This is a genomic window from Blastopirellula marina (assembly GCF_002967765.1).
GTDB lineage: Bacteria > Planctomycetota > Planctomycetia > Pirellulales > Pirellulaceae > Bremerella > Bremerella marina_A.
Map to the genome: position 1 here is coordinate 97301 of NZ_PUHY01000012.1, position 23154 is coordinate 120454.

Sequence of the window (23154 nt, forward strand, 5' to 3'; positions counted from 1 at the left end):
CGCCGAATCTCAAACCGTGCGGCGGCACGTCGCGCTAAGGAGCACCGAACATGCCGAACCGACTTGAGCACGAGTCCAGCCCCTATTTGCTACAACATGCCAACAATCCGGTCGACTGGTTTGCCTGGGGGGAAGAGGCACTGCAGGTTGCCAAAGACCAAGACAGGCCGATCTTCCTCTCGATCGGCTATTCGGCCTGCCACTGGTGCCATGTTATGGAGCACGAAAGCTTTGAGTCACAGGAAATTGCTGATTACTTAAACGCGCATTTTGTCTGCATCAAAGTCGATCGAGAAGAACGGCCTGACCTTGATCAAATCTATATGAACGCGGTCCAGCTACTGACAGGTCAGGGGGGCTGGCCGATGTCAGTATTTCTGACCCCAGAACTCAAGCCATTCTTCGGTGGAACCTATTGGCCACCGACGGCAAGTCGAGGCATGCCCGGTTTCGATCAAGTCATCCGCGCCGTGGTCGATGCTTGGAGCAATCGTCGCGAGATGGCTCGACAGCAATCAGACATACTCACCGAGCGACTCCAAAGCATCGGAACTGGCTCGGCCGAATCGGTCGAAATAGCCCCAGGTCGCGTTGGGATGGCGGTCCGCCAGATGGAGCAATCATTCGACGATCGCCATGGTGGATTTGGGCAAGCTCCCAAGTTCCCGCACACCATGAACGTGGATCTTCTTTTGCGAAACTACGTTGAAACACGCAACGAACACTCCTTAAAGATGGCCCTCACCACGCTCGACAAAATGGCCATGGGTGGCATCTACGATCATCTTGGCGGTGGCTTTGCTCGGTACAGCGTCGACGCGAAATGGCTTGTCCCTCACTTTGAGAAGATGCTGTACGACAATGCTTTGCTGGTCAACAACTACGTTGACGCATTCCGTTTAACCAAACTGCCACGCTATGCTCAAGTGATTCGCGAAACGTGCGACTATATATTGCGGGATATGACCGACGAGGCCGGTGGCTTCCACAGTACCGAAGATGCCGACAGCGAAGGTGAAGAAGGGAAGTTCTACGTTTGGACGCCCCATGAGATTCATAAACTATTGGGCGACGAAATTGTCGCGGAACGTTTCTGCCAGGTTTACGATGTGACCGAGTCTGGCAACTTCGAGGGGCACAGCATTCTGAACCTCAAGCAGCCACTCGCGCATATTGCCGAAGGACTGGGAACCTCCGAGGAGGAACTCGCTGAAGAAATGGCCAACGCCCGGCAAGTGCTATTCAATGCACGTTGCGATCGCGTTCGCCCCGGCAAAGACGACAAAATCTTGGCGAGCTGGAATGGTCTGATGATCGAAGCATTCGCGAAAGCAGGTGCAGCATTGGGCGAACCAAGCTATCTTGAAGCGGCTTCGCGTGCGGCGAAGTTTGTGACCGACAAGATGACCGATGCAAACGGGCGTTTGCTGCACACGTATCGTCATGGTAAAGCAAAACTACCTGCATACTTGGACGACTACAGTTATCTGGCATCAGCGATGTTTGCTCTCTACGAAGCGACCTTCAATGAGAACTGGCTGGACGAGTGCCACCGCTTGATGCAAATTGCCATCGAGCATTTTTACGACCAAGAGGATGGTGGTTTTTTCTACACCGCCGACGATCACGAAGCATTGATCGCGCGGAACAAAGATTTCTACGACAACAGTATTCCGAGCGGCAACGGTATGGCCGCCCTGGTCCTGGCGAAGCTTGGCAAGCTGATTGGCGACGACGAACTGTTGAATTTGGCTGAAGCAACCATCGTCGCAGGGGCCGACGTTTTACAGAAACACCCGATTGCCGCCGGGCAGTTATTGATCGCTTACGATTTTCTTCAAAGCCCCGTGCAGCAAGTTGTCCTCGCAGCCGACGCGAGCGACCCTTCGGTGAAGGATCGGATCGCCGAGTTGCATTCCAATTACCTTCCCCGCACACTCCTGGCCGCACAATTTGGTGTTACTTCGACGAGCGAACATTTGAAATCACTTCTCGCCGGTAAGAAACCGATCGAGGGTGAAGCGACCATTTATGCCTGCCAGAATTTCCAGTGTCACGCACCGGTATCCGCAGTGAGTTACCTGTCGGACCTTGCCGCGAATGGCAAGTGACCGTGGGCTATGGTTTAATGACGGTCGTGCATAGATCGCCGCTAATTCGCCAGCGAACCATTCCAGTCAATCAACCAATATTAAGAGGAACAAAGAGATGATGAGACTACTGGGAATCTTGATAATCACCGGGTTCTTCTGCGTTGGCTGTAACCCACCTGCCGGAGAGCCAGATAGTGGCGACACGTCAGACACAAATTCGACAACGCCAGCCGCAACCAACGATACGCTTCCACCACCAACAACCAAAGCGTCGCCTGAAGAAAAACCTGCCCCTCCAGCCGAAGCTCCGGCGGAAGAACCAAAGGCGGAAAGCTTGAACGGAGTCGATCCCGCTGCGGCGGCCCAGCCGACACCTGCCGACTCAGTGAAAGGTTTGCTCGACGATGGCTCGACAGAAGAAAAACCGGCTCCTGAATCGGGAGCAGAAATGAAGAAGCCAGAAGCAACCGAGACCGTTTCGGTCGCAGCATCCGGTCCCGTCGAAATGAAATTGACGCCCGACAATACGCTGATTCAGTTCGTGGGCACCCACGTCGGTGACGATCCGAAACCACGTACCGGTAATTTTGGCAAGTTTAGCGGTACCGCTAAAGCGGATGGTGACAAGCTGACTTCCGTTGAAGTGACCATTGAAACCACTTCGCTCGACGCAGGCATTCCCGATTTGACCAACCACTTAAAGAACGCTGACTTCTTCGATGTTCGCCAACATCCAAAAGCGACCTTCAAAACCACCAAGATCGAAAACGGCGACGACGGTACCAAGATCACAGGCGACCTGACAATGTTAGGGAACACCAAGTCGATCACATTTCCGGCAAAAGTAACCGTAGGCAAAGACGTGAAGCTTGAAGCTGAGTTTGTCATCGATCGACTCGAATTCGGCATGGACTATAGCCCGGACAAGGTCCACAAAGATGTCACCATGACCATCAAGGTTGGCAAGTAGAACGAAGTTAATGGACATCACCAAAGACGTTATCTGGGGCCTCGCCGTTCCGCTCTTATCGGCGGCCGGGCTCCGCTGGTTGTTGGCGATTCTCGCCGATCGCTTCTTCCTGGCGAACCACTCAACGGGTACCGATACGTCGGAAGCGTCTTCGACGAAACAGGTTTTCGCCTGGGAAACGTGTTTGCCTCTGGCCCTCGGTGCCGGCGTCGGTTACTTCGTTCTCAACCTGGGACCGTGGATGCCGAAAGCCAATTATGAGTGGATCACCGCTGGAGTTGGCCTGGCGATTCTCGTCTCCACAATTGTCGGTTTCTTTGGCCAGCACTGGGCGGTTCGGTTTATCGTATTACCGATTGCCTATGCGGCAACCATCGTAGCAACCGGCTATTTTCTGATGCCTACTTGGGACGATCTTTGGCCAGACTATTGGACCTATCTCGTATGTTGGTGTGTCGGTTGTTTTATTCTATCGGTGAAGCTGGATCATTCCAAAGAACTGGATACGTGGCCGTTTGCCGTAGTCCTGTTGGGCAGCAGCTTGGCAACCGCGGGCATCGTGTTTCGATCAGGTAGCATGCGATTCGCTCAAATCACCGTGTTATCGTTCGCGGTCGTCTTGGGTCTAACGTTAATTGGGTTCGTCATGCGGCGACCGCTACTTCGTGGGTTAGGACTGCCAATGGTCGTTTTTTTGGCAGGCATGTTGCTGATCGCGCAAACGAATTCGTTCAGCAATGTTCCCTTTCTCAGCTACTGGCTACCTTTGGCGGGCATTCTTCTTTCTTTGATCGCCGAGCGTTTGATTTCAGTCACACGCTTCCCCAAACTGCATGCGATATCGGTTGTCTTGGCGGCCGCGATTCCGTCGACGGTTGCTGTAGTGATGGCGGTTGTCGAAACGATGCCAGAGTGATTCGATTCCAGCCAAGCTTGTTCGTCCCTCCAAATCTTCCGAATTTGCGATTGTTTGCAAATCGTGAAATAGAAACGCATTAGCATCGTTTTGCTCCTCTTCCTCTCAATTTCGCTAAACCTTGGTATAGCGATTGCAAATGATGAGTTCGGCAGCCATCGTGCCTGAAACCATCAAGGGAAGAGTTACCATGACCATGCGATACCTTAGCCCGAATACCGCTCACCTTGCCCCCCGACGTCCTCGCTCGCCGGAGGCGGTCAAGAAGATTGATAAACGTCTACAGTCACTGTCGAAAGAAGATCGGCAGAAGCTGATTGCTCGACTTCGCAAGATCGCTTATCTATTCGACGACGCCGTGAAGATCCCAGGCACAAACATCACGTTGGGTTGGGATGCCGTTCTAGGCCTTGTTCCCTTTGTCGGTGATGCCACAACCACGGCGGTCTCAGCTTACTTCCTATGGGAGGCGAAACGGCTAGGTGCTTCGCGCTGGACGATGGTCAAGATGGTTGGCAACGTGCTAACCGACTTCGTCGTGGGCCTTGTGCCACTGGTGGGTGACTTGGCCGATATCGGCTTTCGCGCCAACCGCCGCAACATGCGATTGCTCGAGAAAGAACTTGATCGCATCGAGCGAGAGAGCGGGCAGTCTGAGGTAGGCGTAAAATAACTTTCCGCAGCCTAATACCACCAACCACTGCGGAGGAGAACCGTGTCGCTCATGTCGAGCGTTGTAGGATCGTATTTGTATTCCATTTTGCGACCGAATACATAGCCGATCTCGACGAATGACTTACCGCCGCCCTCGGTCTTGCGTTCCATGCCGATGAGTAGGCGGTAATCGGTCAACGTGAGATCGTCGTTCTGCCCGAGTGGATGTTCGACACTCCAAGTACCACCGCCAAATTCGCCGGCAACATACCACCAGTCTTCATAGCCATCCCCGTAATTAAATAGCTGTAAGTAACGGGGTTTAGGAAATGTGAGTTCTAGACGGTAATCATCCGACGGCGTCCAGATTAGCCCTGCCACCGGAAGAAGCGAGTAGTCGTCTCGATTGAGATAGACGACCCCCAGTAGGAACTGAAGCGTGTCGGTCGATTTGTACGACATGATTGCCATTCCGCTCACTCGGAAGGCATCACTATTGGTCATCTGGAAATCGCTGTAAACACCAGGCGTGACCGAGAGTACGGTTCCCCACTTTGGTGAAAGCTGCGACATCCAGGTTGTTGTCAAGTAAGCCTGATACAGTGTGGCTGGGGCTTGAACCGAATCCGGACCAACGAGAAAGAACATTCCATAGCCAGGAGTCACCAACAGCGGTGATTCTCGTGTCGGCGCTGGAAACCCCAGCGTCGCGCTGCCGCTGACTTCCGTGATTCCGATGTTGTCACCGCTGCCAGCGATCCAAGTACTTTGAATTGCCAACGTCTGCAGAACGCCATCTTTCGAGGGCTTTAGTTTCGGCCGCGAAGTAAAAACCTCGTCTTCGGTCAGAAACAATGCGTCTTGTTTCTCGACATCCTCCGAGATCATATTTAACTCTGGCGGATTCTCCGCGACCAACTTTGCTGGAACCGGAGGACTTCCCGGCTTTCCGTTCCTTGGATAAGGGGGTAATTCGTAACCGCCTGGAAAGACTTCCGTTGCTGGTATCCGATCGATCGGCTGAAAGCTACCTTCTCGCTGGACGGTACCAATGTCGCGTTGAGCCCACAGTTGAGCTTGCGCGTGCACCGGCGTTGCTAGTCCCCAAAGAAAACCAACCAGCAGTAGTAATGCAGCGAAGGAGTGTGATTGCTTCAAAGCTCGGCCTTAGAAATTGAACCCGCAACGTAGCATCAAGGTGTCATCCACTTTCAGGTTTGGCGTGGGGGAACGATACAAGAGGTTTCGATCCCACACATAGCCAATTTCCGCGTAGGCCCGCAGGCGATTCGGGTGCGTCGCTTCCAATCCAATAAAGACACGATAGTCGTTAATATCGATTTGGTCGCTGACGTCTTGATTCGTGTTGAAGTCGTACCGCTGAATCGTCCAACTTCCTCCACCATACTCACCGCCGACATACCACCAGATCTTGCGATCGCCGAAAGTTGTCCAGTACTTGGAAAGCCGTGGATAGGGGAACGTGATATCGAATCGTGTCAGACTATCGGGCTCCCAGAGAATACCAACCACCGGTAAGATTTTGACATCCAAGCGGTCGATGTAGACGGCTCCTGCTTTCAGAGTCATCGTCGGCGTCAAACGAACGTTGCCGACACCCAGCCCCTGAAGCCGCAAGCTGTCGGTGTTCATCGTCTCGAAGTCGGTATAGATACCCGCACGGAAGCCAAGCTCGGCATACAAGCGTGGTGTTAACTCTGGGTTCCAGGCGAAGTCTAAGTAAGCACTGTAAGCGTTCCCTGGCAGGTCCTGCACCATCGTCGATGGACCGTCCCACAAGTGCAGCACAAACGCCGGTGTCACCAACAGCGGGTGCTCGCTGAACAGAAAATTTGGGAACAGAGCGGTCACCGAGGTTTCAAAGTCTTGAATCCCAAGCGTGTCTGCCTGATCGCTCAATCGTGGTAGGAACGTGTACTGAAACGACAGATTTTCCATGAACCGTTCGTACGGGATTTGGTACGACGGTTGTGGCTGAGCAAAGGGTTGCGCCGGCTGGTACAGTGGCTGTGGCTGCTGTGGATAGAACGAGTTCGGACCGGTTGCAAAGCTCGACGGAGGCGTCGACGGGGCCGGTGGATAACTTGCTGGCGGAGCGTAACTGCTGGTCGGCGGCGGAGAAGCATAGGCTTGTCCGCTGTAGGAAGGTGCGCTGAAGTTGCCGTACTGCGGCGTCGTTGCGTACGGATCCCAACCTGAGATCGATGCCCCCGCTGTGCCGCTTGGCGGGGCAGGCGCAATCGTCGCTTGGGCCCATGCTACTTTTCCTGTCGATAACACGACAAGGGCTAGCAGCGAGCGCACCAATAAACTGGCCAACGGCAGATGAGAAATTTTTTTCACGATTTCGCTCAAGTCCCCCGTCAACACGTGACGATATTAATTAGCTGGACCGGAGCGTGTAACTACCAAAGGGGCAACTTGCAGGTCAAGGCAAGATTGCCCCATTTTCAATGTCTCACCTTATTTCTCGCTGGTGGTGGCCAGTCGACCGGTGGACTTCTCTTCCATGACGCGAACCTTGACAGGCTTTTGCCGGGCTTCCAGATTTACTGCTAGCGTCAACTTATGGGTGCCTGGCTGCCAATCGACTTCCAGCGTATCGGCCGTCGGAACCGGCTTTCCGTCCAGCCATACCGAGAGCCCTTCGGGACCTTCTAGCGACAGCTGAAACTTTCCGCCGGTCGCGACTTCAATGTCAGTTTGCAGATAGCCAAACGGAGGCTGATTGCGATGGGGCTGATAGACGGGCAGTTCTGCCAAAGGCACTCCACCGTCTACCTGACTGAAGATCGGATTCCAAACAAACGCTGGGTTCCCTGCGGCAACCGTATTGTTGCTGGTCCGATTGATTGCCCGATTCGATTCGTTGTTATAAGCCAACGTATTCCACTTCCGTAGATAACGTTGATTTCCAATCGAGAATGCTTCATCTTTGCCCAACTTCGACAGGAAGGTAGAAAGGTCGACGATTTCCTGAGTGGTCAACTCATCGATCGATCCGTCCGGCATCAGTGAGCGTCCTTCAGCGCGATCGTCGATCGTTTCCTTGGCAATCTCCATCTCGCGTCCTTCACCGTCACGCAGGACCAGGAGGTCCTTGCTTTCACGAATGGGAATTCCGGTTAGAACTTTGCCTTCATCGGTCAGAATAATCAGCGAGTGGAAATTCTCTTTCACCTTGGCGCTGGGTCGCAAAAGAGACTCGACGATGTAATCAGGCTGGGCACTTGCCCCTAAGCTGATCAAGTTCGGGCCAACCTTTCCGCCGGCTTCACCGATCGCATGACACTTGAAACAGTTCAATTCTGCCTTGCGGAAGATCTTTTCCCCGGCATGTGGATCACCCGATGTCATGGCCAGCTTTGTGATCTCGGCTAGTTCCTCGTCCGACCACTGCCGCACGCCACCAGTCAAACCACCGGCAGCTTGAATCGCTTCAATTAGTTCCGGTGCAGCCTGAGCACTGCTACGTGCGGCACGCAAAGCGAGCTGGGCCTGATCACGAGCCAAGGTCTTTCCCTTCAATGCCTCGGCCAGGCGAACTTGTCCTTGTTTGCGGCTGATAAACGGAGCCAGAATGGACGTCGCCGGAATATCGTTGCCTTCTTTCACAAGGAGTGCTGCGGCCTGATTCGACGCTTGCGGCAAGGCAAACGCAGCAAGGCTTTCGAGTGCGGCCAGGCGAACTTCCTGGCTGGCATCTTTGTTGTTGATCAGATCGACCAATAGTTTGGCCGTGGGCTGTCCCGGAATCTTAGCGAGTGCACGAACGGCCGCCACACGAGCTGCCGGAGGCAAATCCTTCTCGCCTGCTGCATACGAACGCACCACGTCTTGCGAGGCGACATTCCAAGCAATCGCGGTATCGAATGCCAAGGCCGAAACCTCGGGCGAGGACGAACTATATAGGCTCTCGATCTTCGCGAGGTCTCCTTCCGGCTTCGTCTTCCGAGCTTCCATGGCAACTAGGAACGACTTTAAGATTGGGGCAATCTGTCCATCCTCTTCAGCACGGTTACCACCCGGCAAGATCGAAGTGAACAACTTACCTAGCAACGCGGCATCGCCACGCTGTGCCGCCAGTTGCACCAGGCGTTGGGCAGTTGGTGCATCGTCCGAGGGAACGATCGCAATCGCAGCCTCCGCAACGGCGGCATCAGGAATGGCTTCCATAGCGAATGCCCAACTGGCCGGATGCGCCTTGGCATCTTCCAGAATCTTCGATTTCGTGTTTCCATCGGCGATTGCTTGCTGCAGTGCCGGCACCCACTGGGGAGCCAAATCGTTCGCTAACTGCCAGACAGCAAAATCGAGGAAACGATCCATCGGCTCACGTGTGGCTTCAAGACCAACGATCATGGCTTCTGGGCTAGGAACCGTCGCCAAGGCTCGCACACCTTCCAGGCGAACCCGAGGGTTTTCATCGCGAACTGCGGCAGTGAAAACCACCAATGGGCTCGAAATCTCATCATGCCACTGCGAGGCAACCCGAACTGCAGCTGCGCGAATATTGTGGTTCGGGGAGGCCAGCATCTCTTTTAAGAGCGGCTCGTTGACCTCATCCAAAGCTTGATAAGCCCACAAACCTTCTAAGAAGTAATGAGCCGTCGAGGGATCATCCTTCGCCAGCGACTTCATCCAGGTAGCAAGCTGCGGCAAGACTTCCGATCGTGGTTGCTGTTTGAGTTGTTGTTTTGCTTGTGTGCGAACCCACATGTCAGGCGACTTGAGCGAGGCCAACAATTGCTCGACGGAAGCAGTTTCCAGGTTCATTGGCTTGGCAAGCGGACTCCCCTTCTTGGTCACACGCCAGATGCGACCGTGCACGTGGTCGCGTCGAGGATCGCGGAAATCAACTTCGCCATGCTGAATGATCGGGTTGTACCAGTCGGCGATGTAGATCGCCCCGTCCGGTCCCATTTTGACGTCGACCGGGCGAAACGCGCCGTGATTCGCTTTGATGACATCCTCAGCCTGACGACTCGCGAACCCGGAACCATCCTCCTCAAGCACAAATCGGCAGACACGATGAGCGCGGAAATCATTGGTTAAGGCGCTCGTTTGCCAATCGGCTGGTAAGTGCGAACCACCAACGAGTTCCAGACCACAATGCTTCGGGCTGCCTGGATTCAAACCTTGCACTAAACGCCGAGCATCTGCCGCCGTGACGTAGACAGCTCCTGGAAAGATGTAATTTATCCCTTCACCGTAGGCACCATCGGTTGCGAAATCAGCTCCCCATTGGTTGAAGTGATGCCCCCAGGAATTGACAAACCCGCGGCAGTACACATCCAGTTCCATCGTTTCGGGACGGAATTGCCAGATGCCGCCAGCATTCAAACGACGTACGCCGTGTGGAGTTTCGATGTGGCTGTGAATGTAGATCGATTGATTGAAGTACATCATGCCGTCGTAGCCCCACCGCAGCGTGTGCAAAATGTGGTGGGTATCTTCGGTACCAAACCCTGAAAGAACAACTCGCTTCTCGTCGGCTTTGCCGTCACCGTCGGTATCTTTCATGTGCAGCAGTTCGGTACTGTTCGCAACGTACACACCACCATCACCAGGAAGTACGCCAGTCGGAATCAGTAGGCCATCGGCGAAGACCGTTGACTTATCAGCCGTACCGTCGCCGTTGCTATCTTCCAGCATGATGATCTTGTCGTTGGCAACTTGGCCAGGTTCGATTTGCGGATAGACTTCGCTGGAAGCGACCCACAATCGACCTTGGGCGTCGAAATTGATTTGAATCGGACTGGCGATCATCGGATCGGACGCGAAAAGGTTCACTTCAAACCCTTCCGCCACGGTGAACGATTCCTGTTCGACGTTAGGATTCGTATCGGGGATGACCTTCAGATCTCGCTGAGCCCACACCAAGGTAGGCATCGCGATCAGCAACAACAGCAATGTAAGAGCAGGGCGGAGCATGAGGACGTTTATCTCACAAGGGAGGTAGGTGATTCGAAGCAAGTCGGATGAGGTGGGCCGGTTAGTCGATGTGAACGGTGACCGGAACGGCCTGTTTCAGCTCGAAGATCTTCTGGTCTTGTTCTTCGATCAGCGGATCGAACTGAGGAATCTCGACCGCGTTGTTGCCCTGTTCATGTTTGCGGAACAGGTAGAGGTAGGTCTCGTTTTGCGGACGGAACCGATCAAAGAAGAGTTGGTTCTTTCGCAAGATCGCCTGGCGAAGCTCTTCCGTCTTTTCCATAAGTGGTTTGGCGGGGACTTGGACCGACTTATCCCATTGAGCGGCTGAAGCGGCCACCTTTGGATAGTCATTCACACCAATCGTATGCTCTCCGGCAGAGAGCCCTTCTACATGGAGAACTATCCGATCTTGATACTCTCCGGTAGGAGAGCGGGGATAAGGTAGATCCCAGTTGCCGGAAAGTTCGCCGGCTGCACTAACGGTATGGTCGTACGTCGTTTCAAATCCAAGTAGGTCAGCCATCTTCTGCGAAAGATACCAATAGCCAACATTCGTGAAGTGCTGACCGTTACTCGTCAGATACTGCGGAAGCTTCTCTGCCGTAACCTTTGTAATGTCACCGCTCAACTCCGTGAGATCAAGCGACTGATAGCCACGATCGTATGCCAACTGCTTGATCGCTTGCTGATATAACTTGACGTTCGCGTTGTACGCGGCCGGGTCGGGCAGGGGAGCAGGATGCTTTTCCATCAACGGTGGAGTGATCAATACAATCCGCTCCGTCTTCTTCTGAAGGTCATCAAGCAGCTTCGTGTAGTTCGCCTTGAACGACTCCAATCCGGCTTCCCCTTGAAAGGCTTCGTTCGTGCCGTAACCAACGAGGATGACGGTCGGATTAACCAGATCAACCGATTTCATCAGATGGTTGTAGCCTTCCTTCTGATCACCGAACCGGGCACGTGAGATCGCCGTCGCTTCGTCGCCGCTCCAGCCGAGGTTTCGAATCGCAAGTTTCTTATCAGGATTGGCAATCTGAATAGCGAGTTCGAAGTAGCCGTGGTACTGAGTGCGTTCGATAAAGGTTCCCCCAATCAACGCAATCCGATCACCATCGCGAAGCTCAAGCCTCTCGCCGTCATTTTCACTCTCCGATTGAGCGAGAAGGGTTTCTCCTAAAGACAGCGAAAGAACGATCGCAACACTCAGTAGCAGCAATCGAGACATTAGCGGTGTACGAAACACAGGCATGCTCCAGATTCGAGCGGATTGATGGGAGAATGGGGTGAGTTAGGTAGGAGATATTAGTTTAGCCCGCCGAAAACAGAACTTCCAGCTAGGCCGATTAGACCACCTCACGTTGGAAATAATTGGTGACAATTTGCCCGAATTCATCTCTAGAGTCACATTCGTGTTAAACTAGAAGATCGTCTTGGGGGTTACGTCCAGTACTCCCATTAGGTCGTCACGGCCCAACGAAACGAAGTCCATCCGGAGTCTCACATGCTGCTGAGTTCCTGCCCACGTTGCCACGATTCAATCCGCATCCCAGCGACTGCTCAGGTGAAATCGGTCGTGCGCTGCCCTCGTTGCCGTGAAGAATTCCCGATGCATGAGATCATGGATCAACTCCCACCGGAAGCGGAGATCGTTTCTGGCCCTGGAGCGATTGGGCATACCGTGATGCCCACCAATCTGGCGGATGCGACGGAATACGTTCTCGCAGGGGAAGAAGCACGCGAAGCGGATCCCGATTTTCGCTTCAAAGAGACCGGCTCGCTCAAGAGTGACGTCCCACCAATGGCGAAGATCGATTCGTCTCGCCCTCCCCGTCGACCGAAACGCCCCGAACCCAATATGGCCGCAGAGCTCGTCAAAGTGGTAGTGGGTGGCTTGGTCGGACTTACGTTAGCGTACCTGATTGTGCTTTGGGTCTTAAAGCAAGACCCGCTGCAACTGGCAGAGAAGTTTCCAGCTCAAGCGTATATCGTTTTTCCCGAACAGTTTCGTACCGCTGAGATGAAGAAATACGCTCGCGGAGACAACGCCACTCCCGCTGAAGAAGAAGAGGAAATCGAACTAACGGTCGAAAAGATCTCGATCGACAAGTTCCCTGAGCCTGAAACCACCCCAGCGGAGGAAACGGCGGACAGGCCTCCTGTAATCGAACAACCGCCTACGGAAGAGGAAGTGGTGGTCGAAGAACCGCTGGAGCAGCCTGCTCCACCCCGAGAGGATACATCCGACATAGAAGACGGCCCAGACGTGTTGTCGCTCGAGGAAGAGATCTCGATGGCGACCCAGGCAACGGAATTACTAGGTGAGATCGGCGCTCAAATTCCGCCGCTTCCCGGCAGCGAGCCTGTCGCCCCTACGAACGTGGGTAACGTTGACCTATCTCCGGTCGATAGTGACGAAAACTAGCAGCGAACTTGGGCGGCTTGATCCCTTGTGGCTGCGATTGGCTAACAGTCCCTAGGATCTGCTCGACCGCAGCGGTCAAGTCGTCCACGACGTTCGTGACGAGGGCCGCTCCTGTCGCTTCTGCCTCACGCAAGAGCTCTTGTTCGGTTTCTTTTCCGTAACCAGTGCGAACCAAGATTCCACGAGCTCCGGCGCTCACGGCCGCTCGAAGATCGGATCGCTTATCCCCCACCAGATAGGCCTGGGCGAGAGACACGTTCTCCTGAGCAGCTGCGGCACTCAGCATGCCAGCTCGCGGCTTACGGCATTCGCAGTCGACCATATACTGTTTGACAATCGCCGCCGGATGGTGCGGACAATAGTAATACGCATCAATCGACGCACCTTGATCGGCCAACAACTTATCAAGGTAGTTGTGAACCTCTTCGACTTCGTCTTCGGTAAAAAAACCGCGGGCAATACCCGATTGATTGGTGACGACAATGACAGGGATGCCGGCTTGATTCAGACGAGCAATTGCCTGGGCAGCACCCGGAATCAGCCGCAACTGGTGGGGTGAGCTGAGATACTGAACTTCCTCGTTGATCGTTCCATCGCGGTCCAAAAAGACCGCGGGGCGTCCTGGGCCAGTCCAGATTTTGGTATCGATCGTCATGCCAGCATTCCGTGCGGTGGATCCAGTTCCTCGTCCAATTCGAGGGGGCAGTTTTACCGTTTTCCCATGGCTTCCCCAAGGTCAATCTTCACAATGAATTCCCGACGAAAGTCGACACCCATGGCCCCAACTGGGGTGTCTTTCCGCTAAAATAAGGTCTCTAGCCCCGGTGAGTTCAGCGCAAGAGTTTGGCAGCAAAAGGCTCGAAGGACAGATGACGCAGGAAATTACGGCCCGATTAATCGACCAGAACCTGAAGACCTCAACCACCGAGTCGGAGTTCTCCGATCCCTCGTGGCGCGACGCGTATTCCGATCGTGACCTGGGATGGTTGCAATTCAACAGTCGGGTGCTGCACGAAGCTCTGGATCAGCGCAATCCTGCGCTCGAGCGGGTCAAGTTCCTGGCCATCTTCACTTCGAACTTAGACGAGTTCTTCATGAAGCGGATAGGTCTGCTGAGAACACGTAGTCAGGCCGAACGTTTGAAGAACCGAGTAATCGGGCCGGTGCCGATCCAACAGCGTCTGCACGAAATGCGGCAAGTGATCATTCCGATGCTTGAGAAACGTGGACGCTGTTTTCGCCGCGATCTGAAGCCACTGCTAGCAGAGCACAATATCCACCTCTTAGATTGGGATCAGCTGACCGACACCCAGCGCGAAAAGGCCAATCTATTCTTCAATCGCAATGTCTATCCAGCTCTCACGCCGTTGGCCTTGGACCCGGGCCACCCGTTCCCATACATGTCGAATCTATCGACGTCACTCGGTTTCGTGCTCCGAGTTCCCGATTCGGAAGAAAACCTGTTTGCCCGGGTGAAGGTCCCCAACATCTTGCCGCAATGGATCCAGCTTGATCCCGAAGTGGATGATGCCCGAAATTACATCCGCCTGGCCGACTTGATTCATTACAACGCCGAGAAACTTTTCCCAGGCATGTCGATCATCGACTCGACTTTGTTTCGCATCACTCGGAATTCGGAAGTCGAAATCGAAGACGACGACGAATCGGAAAGCATTCGAACCATCGTCGCGGAAGAATTGCGTCAACGAAAGTTCGAACCTGTCGTGCGTTTGGAACTCTCTGAGAATCCCAATCCTTGGGTTCGTTCGTTGCTGATGCATCAATTTGATCTCTCGGAAGACGACGTCTATGAAGTGCCTGGTGAGCTTGATTACGCCGGCATGTGGCCCTTGGCTTCGCTTGATATTAAAGATCTCCGCGACGAGACGTGGAATCCAATCGTTCCACCAGACTTGGCTGGCGAAGAAGCCGACATCTTTTCAGTGATCAAATCAGGCGACTTTCTGGTTCATCACCCGTACGAAAGCTTCGACGCTAGTGTCGAGCAGTTCATCCGGGCAGCGGCCAACGATCCGAAAGTGGTCGCCATCAAGATGACCGTGTACCGCGTGGGAGACGATACCCCGTTTGTGCGAAGCCTTATCCGAGCTGCGGAAACGGGGAAGCAGGTCGCTTGCTTGATCGAGCTGAAAGCTCGCTTCGATGAAGAACGCAATCTGCACTGGGCCAAAGAACTGGAGAAGATCGGAGCGCACGTGGTTTACGGCGTGCTCGGTCTCAAAACCCACACCAAGATCGCATTGGTGGTGCGGCAAGAGTCGGATGGCATTCGCTGTTACGCCCACATCGGAACCGGCAACTACCATGTGAAGACGGCTCGGCTGTACACCGATCTGGGCCTCTTCACGTGCGAACCAACGCTAACAACCGATGTGGTCAACCTGTTTCATGCCCTCACTGGTCGCTCGCGGGAACCAAGCTTCCAAAAGCTGCTGGTTGCTCCAACCAACATGCGCGAGCAATTCCTAGCCAAGATTCGCCGCGAGATCGAGTTCCAGAAGGAAGGCAAGCCAGGTCTGATCATCGTGAAGGTCAACCAATTGGAAGACCCCGAGATGTGCCAGGCAATCATCGCCGCTTCACAGGCTGGCGTGCGAGTCGAATGCATCGTCCGTGGTTTCTCTTGCCTTCGCGCCGGAGTTCCTGGTCTGACAGAAAACGTCACTATCCGCAGCATCATCGGTCGTTTTCTCGAGCATTCTCGGATCTACTATTTCCAAGCAGGTGCCGAGGATCCGCTCGATGGCGAATTCTATATCGGCTCGGCTGACTGGATGCAGCGAAATCTTAGCAATCGAGTCGAAGCCGTAACGCCGATCGATTTACGTGCCCACCGAGAGCGTTTGTGGGAGATCCTCGACGTCCTTATTAAGGATCGTCGCCAATCGTGGGTTATGCTGCCCGACGGTAATTACGAACAATTGCTAGCCACTGACGAAGATGATGATATCTCGCGGCTGGGCACCCACCGTACGTTAATGCTACTAACGCAACAACGCATGAAAGAGCGGATCAAATAATCGGCCTGCTGAGCCTGATTCGCTCTTGAACCGTTCCCCGATCCCATCGTAATACGTAGGGTGATCACCCGTTGTTTTGCGACCTGACAAGAGTTGCTCACTCGTATCAGGAGTCCCGATCAATGCATGCATCTCGAATTTCCCTGACTACTTGTTTTCTCGCGAGCTTGCTGTTCTCCTTCGCATCCTTTGAAGCAAGCTTTGCGCAGCTTCGTTTGGCCCCGCCCCCCAGTGTGGAATGGGCCAATCCACAACAAGGCGAATGGCGTGTCGCCGGCGATTCGGCAGACGAAGATCTTGGTCTTACACCCGATGAGAAACGAAACATCCTGGTCTATGAACGAGGCAATCGAGCCGTAGTTCATATCACCACGCGAAGCGTTCAGATCGACAACTTCTACTTGATGGAACGCCCCGCGGAAGGATCCGGTAGCGGTAGCATTTTGGACAAAACTGGACTCATCCTGACGAACTACCATGTAATCGAAGATGCCCGAGAGATTCGCGTCACACTGTTTAACGGCGAAAGCTATGTTGCCTCGCTTGTCGGGCAAGACCCAGTCAACGATATCGCCGTTCTGAAGATCGACGCTCCGCAGGATGTGCTGTTCCCGGTTCGCTACGGCGACTCTTCGAAACTGCGGGTCGGTCAGCAAGTGTACGCGATCGGGAATCCATTCGGGCTGGAACGAACGATGACGATTGGGATTATCTCAAGTTTGAATCGAGTTCTGCCTTCTCGTTCTGGCCGAACGATGAAGTCGATCATTCAAATTGACGCCGCCCTAAATCGTGGTAACTCGGGCGGACCTCTCTTCGATAGCAGCGGCCGTCTGATCGGCATGAATACGGCGATCGCCTCCCGTACCGGAGAAAACACGGGAGTCGGCTTCGCGATTCCGATTTCTGCGGTGAAGCGAGTCGTACCGCAACTCGTCGAAAATGGCCGCGTCATTCGTCCTGATATCGGCATCACGCGCGTCTACCAAACCGAACAAGGCTTGATGGTCGCTACCGTCGCGCAGGGAGGTCCGGTCGATCAAGCTGGCATTCGTGGATTTCGTCTTGTCCGCGAACAGATCCAGCGAGGGCCGTTTGTGTATGAGCAAACTCGGATCGATCGTAGCGAAGCAGACACGATCATCGGAATCGATGGCCAACGTGTCCAAACCGCCGATGACTTACTTTCGGTCGTCGAAAACAAAAAGCCTGGCGAAGAGGTTGTACTGGCCGTGGTTCGTGGCGGCGAGAAAGTTTCAGTCCCGGTGACGCTTGGGGAGGGGGACTAGTCACCCACGAAATTCACCACAACATCGCCGGTTGTGGTATTGTTCTTAATGAATTCCCGCGGTTGACCTTCCGTCTGTAGCCAAACGTCCAGCAGGCTTGTCCCGCGGGAAAGCTGGAAGGCAGCCCCTGGATGCTGCAGGTCTTCAATGTCGTAAGCTGTCGTATTTCCCAACCACTGCACCATGAGCTTCTGTCCTGGCTTCGCTTCTTGATTTAAGCGAATCTGAACTAAAATCGGATCGACTACTTCGATCTTCCAGCCCAAATGCCGATCCCCTTCGTAGAAGCCATCTTGGTACCGGCAGAGCAGTGTCGATTTTTCTGACTTCTCGTTGATTGGGATCGCCGGAGTCTCGAAATTGCGTGTGGACTTCACATCGGCAAACCATGCATCATATGCCTCAAGTAATTCCTCGACCTTATTCGGCATCGCTGCGGCCAGATCGTGCTTTTCGCCAGGGTCTTTCTCTAAGTCAAACAACTGAATTCCCGTACGGCGATTTGGGGGAACGTCTTTGAGTTTCTCTTGACCGAAGCTACCAACATTTAGCACTAGCTTATAGCGAGGACCGACAACGGCGGCGTTGTGGCGAGGTTCTGGGTCAAGACCACGATGAACTTGAAAGAACAAGTTTCGCGGCTGAACCGAGGAGCTTTTTCCGAACAACTGCGGCCAGAAGCTAATGCCATCCAATCGATTCGGCAGATCAGCCTTGATCCCGGTTGCATCGATCAGGGTGGGAAGCCAGTCGAGATGGGCGTGACGTGAAGCGACTTTCCTACCGGCTTCGAGCTTGGCGGGCCATTGCACGAAGCAAGGGACATGAATGCCACCTTCGTAGACCATCGACTTTCGTCCATTGAGCCCACCGTTGAATCGATTTTGCTGAGGTCCGTTATCCGTCAGGAAGATGACAATTGTGTTCTCTCTTAGCTTGAGTTCATCCAACTTCTCTAACAGACGGGCAAAGTTCATATCGATGTTCTCGACCATTGCGTAGACCTTAGCGGTCGTTTCACTCTGATCCTGCTGAGCGTACTTCTTCCACGCGGCCTCGTCGACGATGAGTGGTGTGTGTGGGGCATTCGTCGCGATATAAGCAAAGAATGGGCGATCCTGGTTTTTCTCGACAAAATCGAGCGCCCCATCGAAGAATACATCAGTGCAGTACCCCTTGGCTTGCACCGGTTGGCCATCTTTCCATAGCAGCGGGTCGAAATAATCGTTGGGTTGATCGGGCGGTTGCGTAATTCCACCAGACTTGTGGACCAGCGAATGCTGAAACCCCTGGTCTTGGGGACGCATCGGGTAGTTGTCGCCAAGGTGCCATTTGCCGAAGATTCCGGTAACATAGCCAGCATCCTGAAAGACCTCGGCCATTGTCTTTTCGTCCGTTGCCATCCTGGCAGCACCACGCGAAGTATGAATCACGCCAGTGCGGTAGAAATATCGCCCCGTCATCAGTGCAGCACGAGTCGGAGCACAAACGGGGCTGCAGTAGAATTCCGTGAGCTGTATGCCGTTGCGAGCGAACTTGTCGATAGCCGGAGTCTGTACGATATCGTTTCCATGCAAACCGACATCACCAAACCCTTGATCATCGGTCATTACAAGAATCACGTTGGGCGGCGCAGCCTCGGATTGTGTATTGGTAACAAAAGCAATCAGCCCAATTAGTGCCAGCCAAATTCGTGAAGGAGTGTGTTTAGTCATCGGAGATTGAAAGCAGAGATCGATAAATGGAAAAGGATTTGTCTTCCTATTTTTGCCCAGGAAGCGGCTAGAATCCACGAGAAATAAATCGCAATTCAAAATCAGGCCAACTTCGACCTATCCCTTTAGCAGCGTCATGCGAGTTACCTACGAGAACCAGCCAGAAGATTTCTTCGCCTTGCTGCACGCACTAAACTGGCGAGAGCGCCTCGCTGGGTACACGCAGATTGCTGGTCTAATACACTATGTCTGGCCAGTTCTATTGATCCTGGCCGTGCTGCAAGAGTGGTTCTTTCTGCAATCATTATTGGTGCTCTTGGGAATCTTTCTGCTGTATTACACGTACGCCTATTTACGTAATTGGTGGAAGCTACCACATAATGTGTTCGTGATACCTGGCGAACAAGAGATTCGCTTGACGGACGACTATCTAGAAGCGGTTACGAAACGAGGAAGTTCGCGCCGCCGTTGGAAATATATTTCCAAGGTCGTAGACCTTCCAGATCACATTGTCATCTATGTCCAAACACGTCGTTACTTGGCGATTCCGAAGAAATACTTCGATTCCTCAGAACAGTCTGAGGCTTTTTTCGCACAGGTTAAACAGCTTCACAACGCCGCGCAAGACCAACCATTACCGCCGCTCGAATGGGAGACATTTCGACATGATTTTGGCTTCGATCATCTGCAATTGATCAAGTACTTGAAATGGGAGATCGACCCGAAGCTCTCAGCGAGAGTTGACACACTCGGTGCCGATCAAGATGGGACCAAGTCCGTTCCTACGGCGCTAGGCTTATTTGGACAGACGATCATGCCCAGCTTTGTCGTCCTATTCCTTTTCTTCTTGAAAGCAACCTACAGCGAAAATGGCCAGTTTGTTCTGCATTCGCTCTTCTACACGTTACTGGTACTCGCGATCTTGTTTGCGTTCATTTTTGGCATGCAGTTGCATACCTACCGCCAATTTCGCAAGTGCCTGGCTCAGCAGTCGAAAATGATTCGCCCCAACCAAATCTGGTTTTACCCCGAAGGCATCGGTACGGTCACCGAAGAGGGCTGCTCGTTCCATTATTGGGGGTTAGTTGGGCCCGTAGAAAATGACCGTGAGGCGCTCGTCATCCTGGACATTCCGCCGTTCGTCTATGCGATTGTCCCGAAGACCTGTTTTGCGAGCTCTGAAGAGGAAGATGTGATTCGCGAACGCATGCGAGAGTGCCATGACATCGCCCACGATGTGTATGAAGAGACAATCCTGGCTGAAACCGACGAAGTGATTGTCGCCGATCTGGTCGACAATCCATTTCGCTCGCCGCCGACGAAGCCGACCTAAATCATTGGCGAAATACGTGGCATGTCCCGCTGCGGACGTTTCACGATCGGTTCGTTGACTGTTAGAAGCTGCTCGACCAACAACTCCGCATCGTCCGCCAAGTTGGCGATTCTCGCCTCCCACATCGGATTGATGAGACTTGTCTGATCAAATAGATCCGCTCCGAAGCAAGACATGACTGCCCCTGCGATGTCGCGATTCAGATCGGAGTTGGCCGGCTCGTTGACCAGTTGATTCCCAAACGCATCGACTGCCGATTCCAGAAGCATTGTCCACGTCGCACTCCCTTCCATGCTGCTGCGTTCGCCACGGATGTCGCTTCCAAATTCGCGAACACGTGATTGATCGTAGCCGAAACTATTCACATCGGTTTCGGCCGCAATATAACCGAGAAGCATATCGGTCCAACGCTCAGTACGACGACGCAAGCGATTCAAAGGGACCATCATGGTCGCCTCTAGCCCGCGACCATGCAGTAGCAGATTAAGAGCGCGGTTCCTGGCTTCCATGTGCCCCAGAAACACACTTCGGGCGATCGGCTCTGCAGCAACTTTGCGATGAATTCGATCGTAGGCAACGCAGGTCGAAATCCAGACTCGTGTCAGGATATCACTCACTAAGATCTCCTCGATCACGGGTCGAGCCGCATTCCAGAATCGTGGAAGATCGGTCGCACTGCCGGTCTCAAGCAACGTGGCATGCGTTTTCAAACGGATTCCCCATCGGTCGAGCCGACACTTCGATGCGATCCAGAAACTCTCCAGCGCCGACGGAGAGTGGGCAGCTTTTTGGCGTAAGTAATTGGGGGCAAAAACGGCCATGTAGGCAGCAATTTGAACGTGTTCGCGGGCGTGCATAGAGGCGGCAATTCTAAGACGTGACTTGGAATGCTTCGAGCCAACATGCGGGCCAGCTCGAACTGAGATCTTTGGTAAGCTAACTATTTGCAAAGCTAGTGCCAGTCAGCTTCCACACGAAACATCTCAAGTCGCAAGCCTATTCACTTACACCAGTTACAGCACACGCAACACATTTTTCAGTGCCGTTACACCGCGGCAAGAATGATGTGGCAACGCAACATGTTGCGTCTCAACAACAAACAACTGGTCGCGATCTAGCCTTTTCGCACGGAAGCAACCGAATCATGAGATTGCCACTTTCGAGGCTAAACAAATTCGGACTCAACGAGTTGCCCATCTTTTAGCTCCCAAATCTGACATTGCATCTTCGATTTGGGTTCTCGAATGTGAAACACGACTTCCAGGCGTGAAGGATGAATCGAATCGAGCAGGGACGATCCGATCATAGGATGAGGCGAAGCGACATCGATTCGATCGATCTCTTGATGCTCACTATTTTCGAGCAAGATCTGGATGCCAGGATCAATTCCCCGATGGACGACCGTCGACTCAAAGATGTAAACGTAGTAAGTCTGACCATCCTCGTTGTGCCAGACATGCTCGCCGCGGAGCCGATACCCAGAGTGGCAGAACTGCGAGCTCTGACGGCGAAGCCACTCGTGACCAGCCCCTGTAATTTTGGCGATTGAAGACTGATAGATAACCACTAACACAACCAACACTGCCAGAACGAGCACCATGGCTCGGAGCTTCTTGCCCATTGTCTTCCCCCAGAATCAGCTAACGATTGTCCGCCTCTGGAACGGCTGCCACTCGGTAGTGAAATGCCGACAACTCTGTTCTCTCTCACATAATCTGACATTTTCCCAAGAAACATGCGAATATTTCTTGGCATATTTTTCAGGCGATTTTCGCCCGTCACGCCAAGATAGCGCAGTAAGAGCAGGACAATTCGACCTTGAATCGAGGAGAGTTCCCCGCTATTAATCTCCAGCCCTTGAACGATCTCGGTCAAACTTACCTAGCAAAGACGAGTCAGCCGTCTATCTAGTTTTGATCCGCCTGACTCAAGAAATCAGAAATCTATGCCGCGCGAAGACTTACATCCCCTCGTTTTGCCCGAATTAGGCCTGACCGACATCCTGGTCCGCACCAGTTTGTGGCTCGTGCCGCGTGGTTCATTCGTTCGCGAGGGAGATCGCGTTCTGGAGGTGCTGGCAGGAGAAGTCACCTTTGATGTGACCTCCCCGGCGACTGGCGTCCTGTGCCATCAAAGCACGGAAGAAGACGACATTGTGAACGAGGGTCAGATCCTCGGTCATATTCGTGTCGGCGTATAGCGTCTATTTGTTGGATAGGCGCTTACGGGCGTCAGTTGATCTACAATCCACCGACTAGTCTTTCGACAAGATATCGATCTTCTCGATCCGTCGCTCGTGTCGGCCACCATCGAAATCGGTTGTCAGCCAAGCATCGACGATCGGCAGCACATCGGCTTCAGCGGTCATGCGCTCGCCAATCGAGATCATGTTGGCTTTGTTGTGTTGGCGACCTAGCTTGGCCGTCTCGACATTCCAGGTCAAAGCGCAACGGATGCCTTGGATTCGATTTGCGGCGATCGCCTCCCCATTCCCAGATCCACCCAAGACAATCCCGCGTTCGCATTCGCCATGCGATACGGCCTTAGCGGCAGGGATGATGAAGTCGGGATAATCACACGACTCGTCCGAGTCGGTTCCAAAATCGACCACTTCGTGCCCTAATGACTTCAGATGGTCGATGATGAAGGTCTTGTAGTGATACCCGGCATGGTCCGAGGCGATAGCGATCTTCATGGGGGAGCAATTGAATTAGGGAAACGGGGATATCCGCGCAAGTTAGGAATATCGATCAAAACCAAGCG

The 23154-nt window shown here is 53.5% G+C and carries 18 protein-coding genes; 9 read left to right on the forward strand and 9 right to left on the reverse strand.

All coding sequences use genetic code 11. The features are described from left to right. Nucleotides 1–50: 50 nt before the first annotated feature. From C5Y83_RS16735 to C5Y83_RS16750, 4 genes are all read left to right on the forward strand, one after another. Nucleotides 51–2111, forward strand: a complete 2061-nt coding sequence (locus C5Y83_RS16735) for a thioredoxin domain-containing protein (RefSeq protein ID WP_105330918.1) — start codon at nt 51–53, stop codon at nt 2109–2111. 97 nt (nt 2112–2208) lie between these two features. Then, nucleotides 2209–3063, forward strand: coding sequence for a YceI family protein (locus tag C5Y83_RS16740; protein WP_105330919.1), 855 nt, complete (start codon nt 2209–2211; stop codon nt 3061–3063). Between the two features lie 10 nt (nt 3064–3073). Further along, nucleotides 3074–3979, forward strand: a complete 906-nt coding sequence (locus C5Y83_RS16745) for a hypothetical protein (protein ID WP_105330920.1) — start codon at nt 3074–3076, stop codon at nt 3977–3979. Between the two features lie 190 nt (nt 3980–4169). Next, nucleotides 4170–4652 carry a DUF4112 domain-containing protein gene (locus tag C5Y83_RS16750; protein WP_199195064.1) on the forward strand — a complete coding sequence of 161 codons (483 nt, stop codon included), beginning with the start codon at nt 4170–4172 and terminating at the stop codon, nt 4650–4652. Nucleotides 4653–4663: 11 nt separating this feature from the next. Here C5Y83_RS16750 and C5Y83_RS16755 read toward each other — a convergent pair whose 3' ends face one another. The 4 genes from C5Y83_RS16755 to C5Y83_RS16770 form a co-directional block, all read right to left on the reverse strand. Next, nucleotides 4664–5791, reverse strand: a complete 1128-nt coding sequence (locus C5Y83_RS16755; protein ID WP_146117805.1) for a DUF6268 family outer membrane beta-barrel protein — start codon at nt 5789–5791, stop codon at nt 4664–4666. A 9-nt stretch (nt 5792–5800) separates the two neighbouring features. After that, nucleotides 5801–6997 (reverse strand): hypothetical protein, encoded by a 1197-nt coding sequence (locus tag C5Y83_RS16760; protein ID WP_105330922.1) that lies wholly within the window; start codon nt 6995–6997, stop codon nt 5801–5803. A 120-nt stretch (nt 6998–7117) separates the two neighbouring features. Next, nucleotides 7118–10588 (reverse strand): PVC-type heme-binding CxxCH protein, encoded by a 3471-nt coding sequence (locus tag C5Y83_RS16765; protein WP_105330923.1) that lies wholly within the window; start codon nt 10586–10588, stop codon nt 7118–7120. A gap of 61 nt (nt 10589–10649) precedes the next feature. Continuing rightward, nucleotides 10650–11840 carry an SGNH/GDSL hydrolase family protein gene (locus C5Y83_RS16770; protein WP_105330924.1) on the reverse strand — a complete coding sequence of 397 codons (1191 nt, stop codon included), beginning with the start codon at nt 11838–11840 and terminating at the stop codon, nt 10650–10652. A gap of 357 nt (nt 11841–12197) precedes the next feature. Between C5Y83_RS16770 and C5Y83_RS16775 the strand changes: the two genes are divergently transcribed. Next, nucleotides 12198–13013 (forward strand): hypothetical protein, encoded by an 816-nt coding sequence (locus tag C5Y83_RS16775; protein WP_146117806.1) that lies wholly within the window; start codon nt 12198–12200, stop codon nt 13011–13013. Here the strand turns inward: C5Y83_RS16775 and gmhB are convergent. Further along, nucleotides 12961–13668 carry a D-glycero-beta-D-manno-heptose 1,7-bisphosphate 7-phosphatase gene (gene gmhB, locus C5Y83_RS16780; protein ID WP_105330926.1) on the reverse strand — a complete coding sequence of 236 codons (708 nt, stop codon included), beginning with the start codon at nt 13666–13668 and terminating at the stop codon, nt 12961–12963. The two genes, C5Y83_RS16775 and gmhB, sit on opposite strands and share 53 nt — an antisense overlap. A 214-nt stretch (nt 13669–13882) precedes the next feature. Between gmhB and ppk1 the strand changes: the two genes are divergently transcribed. After that, entirely contained in the window at nt 13883–16054 is a 2172-nt protein-coding gene (gene ppk1, locus C5Y83_RS16785; RefSeq protein ID WP_105330927.1) for a polyphosphate kinase 1, read from the forward strand. Between the two features lie 122 nt (nt 16055–16176). Further along, nucleotides 16177–17343, forward strand: a complete 1167-nt coding sequence (locus C5Y83_RS16790; RefSeq protein WP_105330928.1) for a S1C family serine protease — start codon at nt 16177–16179, stop codon at nt 17341–17343. Here C5Y83_RS16790 and C5Y83_RS16795 read toward each other — a convergent pair. After that, nucleotides 17340–19058 (reverse strand): arylsulfatase, encoded by a 1719-nt coding sequence (locus C5Y83_RS16795; protein WP_105330929.1) that lies wholly within the window; start codon nt 19056–19058, stop codon nt 17340–17342. The two genes, C5Y83_RS16790 and C5Y83_RS16795, sit on opposite strands and share 4 nt — an antisense overlap. A gap of 136 nt (nt 19059–19194) precedes the next feature. Here C5Y83_RS16795 and C5Y83_RS16800 point away from each other — a divergent pair, with 136 nt between their 5' ends. Next, nucleotides 19195–20391 (forward strand): YcxB family protein, encoded by a 1197-nt coding sequence (locus tag C5Y83_RS16800; protein WP_105330930.1) that lies wholly within the window; start codon nt 19195–19197, stop codon nt 20389–20391. Here the strand turns inward: C5Y83_RS16800 and C5Y83_RS16805 are convergent. Beyond that, complete coding sequence (locus C5Y83_RS16805; protein ID WP_105330931.1) at nt 20388–21248, reverse strand: hypothetical protein; 861 nt, start codon at nt 21246–21248, stop codon at nt 20388–20390. The genes C5Y83_RS16800 and C5Y83_RS16805 overlap by 4 nt on opposite strands. A gap of 308 nt (nt 21249–21556) precedes the next feature. Then, nucleotides 21557–22012, reverse strand: a complete 456-nt coding sequence (locus C5Y83_RS16810; protein ID WP_105330932.1) for a hypothetical protein — start codon at nt 22010–22012, stop codon at nt 21557–21559. A gap of 324 nt (nt 22013–22336) precedes the next feature. On the opposite strand from C5Y83_RS16810, the gene C5Y83_RS16815 reads away from it, so the two are divergent. Next, nucleotides 22337–22591 (forward strand): lipoyl domain-containing protein, encoded by a 255-nt coding sequence (locus C5Y83_RS16815; RefSeq protein ID WP_105330933.1) that lies wholly within the window; start codon nt 22337–22339, stop codon nt 22589–22591. Between the two features lie 54 nt (nt 22592–22645). Here C5Y83_RS16815 and rpiB read toward each other — a convergent pair whose 3' ends face one another. Beyond that, nucleotides 22646–23086, reverse strand: coding sequence for a ribose 5-phosphate isomerase B (rpiB, locus tag C5Y83_RS16820; protein ID WP_105330934.1), 441 nt, complete (start codon nt 23084–23086; stop codon nt 22646–22648). Nucleotides 23087–23154: the final 68 nt, after the last annotated feature.

Excerpts from the sequence above, each read along its gene's own strand:
- C5Y83_RS16735 (WP_105330918.1), top strand. The coding sequence starts at position 51 with ATGCCGAACCGACTTGAGCACGAGTCCAGCCCCTATTTGCTACAACAT.
- C5Y83_RS16745 (WP_105330920.1), top strand. The coding sequence starts at position 3,074 with ATGGACATCACCAAAGACGTTATCTGGGGCCTCGCCGTTCCGCTCTTA.
- C5Y83_RS16810 (WP_105330932.1), bottom strand. The coding sequence starts at position 22,012 with ATGGGCAAGAAGCTCCGAGCCATGGTGCTCGTTCTGGCAGTGTTGGTT.
- C5Y83_RS16795 (WP_105330929.1), bottom strand. The coding sequence starts at position 19,058 with ATGACTAAACACACTCCTTCACGAATTTGGCTGGCACTAATTGGGCTG.
- C5Y83_RS16805 (WP_105330931.1), bottom strand. The coding sequence starts at position 21,248 with ATGCACGCCCGCGAACACGTTCAAATTGCTGCCTACATGGCCGTTTTT.
- ppk1 (WP_105330927.1), top strand. The coding sequence starts at position 13,883 with ATGACGCAGGAAATTACGGCCCGATTAATCGACCAGAACCTGAAGACC.
- C5Y83_RS16800 (WP_105330930.1), top strand. The coding sequence starts at position 19,195 with ATGCGAGTTACCTACGAGAACCAGCCAGAAGATTTCTTCGCCTTGCTG.
- C5Y83_RS16765 (WP_105330923.1), bottom strand. The coding sequence starts at position 10,588 with ATGCTCCGCCCTGCTCTTACATTGCTGTTGTTGCTGATCGCGATGCCT.
- C5Y83_RS16740 (WP_105330919.1), top strand. The coding sequence starts at position 2,209 with ATGATGAGACTACTGGGAATCTTGATAATCACCGGGTTCTTCTGCGTT.
- C5Y83_RS16775 (WP_146117806.1), top strand. The coding sequence starts at position 12,198 with ATGCATGAGATCATGGATCAACTCCCACCGGAAGCGGAGATCGTTTCT.
- C5Y83_RS16770 (WP_105330924.1), bottom strand. The coding sequence starts at position 11,840 with ATGCCTGTGTTTCGTACACCGCTAATGTCTCGATTGCTGCTACTGAGT.
- C5Y83_RS16750 (WP_199195064.1), top strand. The coding sequence starts at position 4,170 with ATGACCATGCGATACCTTAGCCCGAATACCGCTCACCTTGCCCCCCGA.
- C5Y83_RS16790 (WP_105330928.1), top strand. The coding sequence starts at position 16,177 with ATGCATGCATCTCGAATTTCCCTGACTACTTGTTTTCTCGCGAGCTTG.
- rpiB (WP_105330934.1), bottom strand. The coding sequence starts at position 23,086 with ATGAAGATCGCTATCGCCTCGGACCATGCCGGGTATCACTACAAGACC.
- C5Y83_RS16815 (WP_105330933.1), top strand. The coding sequence starts at position 22,337 with ATGCCGCGCGAAGACTTACATCCCCTCGTTTTGCCCGAATTAGGCCTG.
- gmhB (WP_105330926.1), bottom strand. The coding sequence starts at position 13,668 with ATGACGATCGATACCAAAATCTGGACTGGCCCAGGACGCCCCGCGGTC.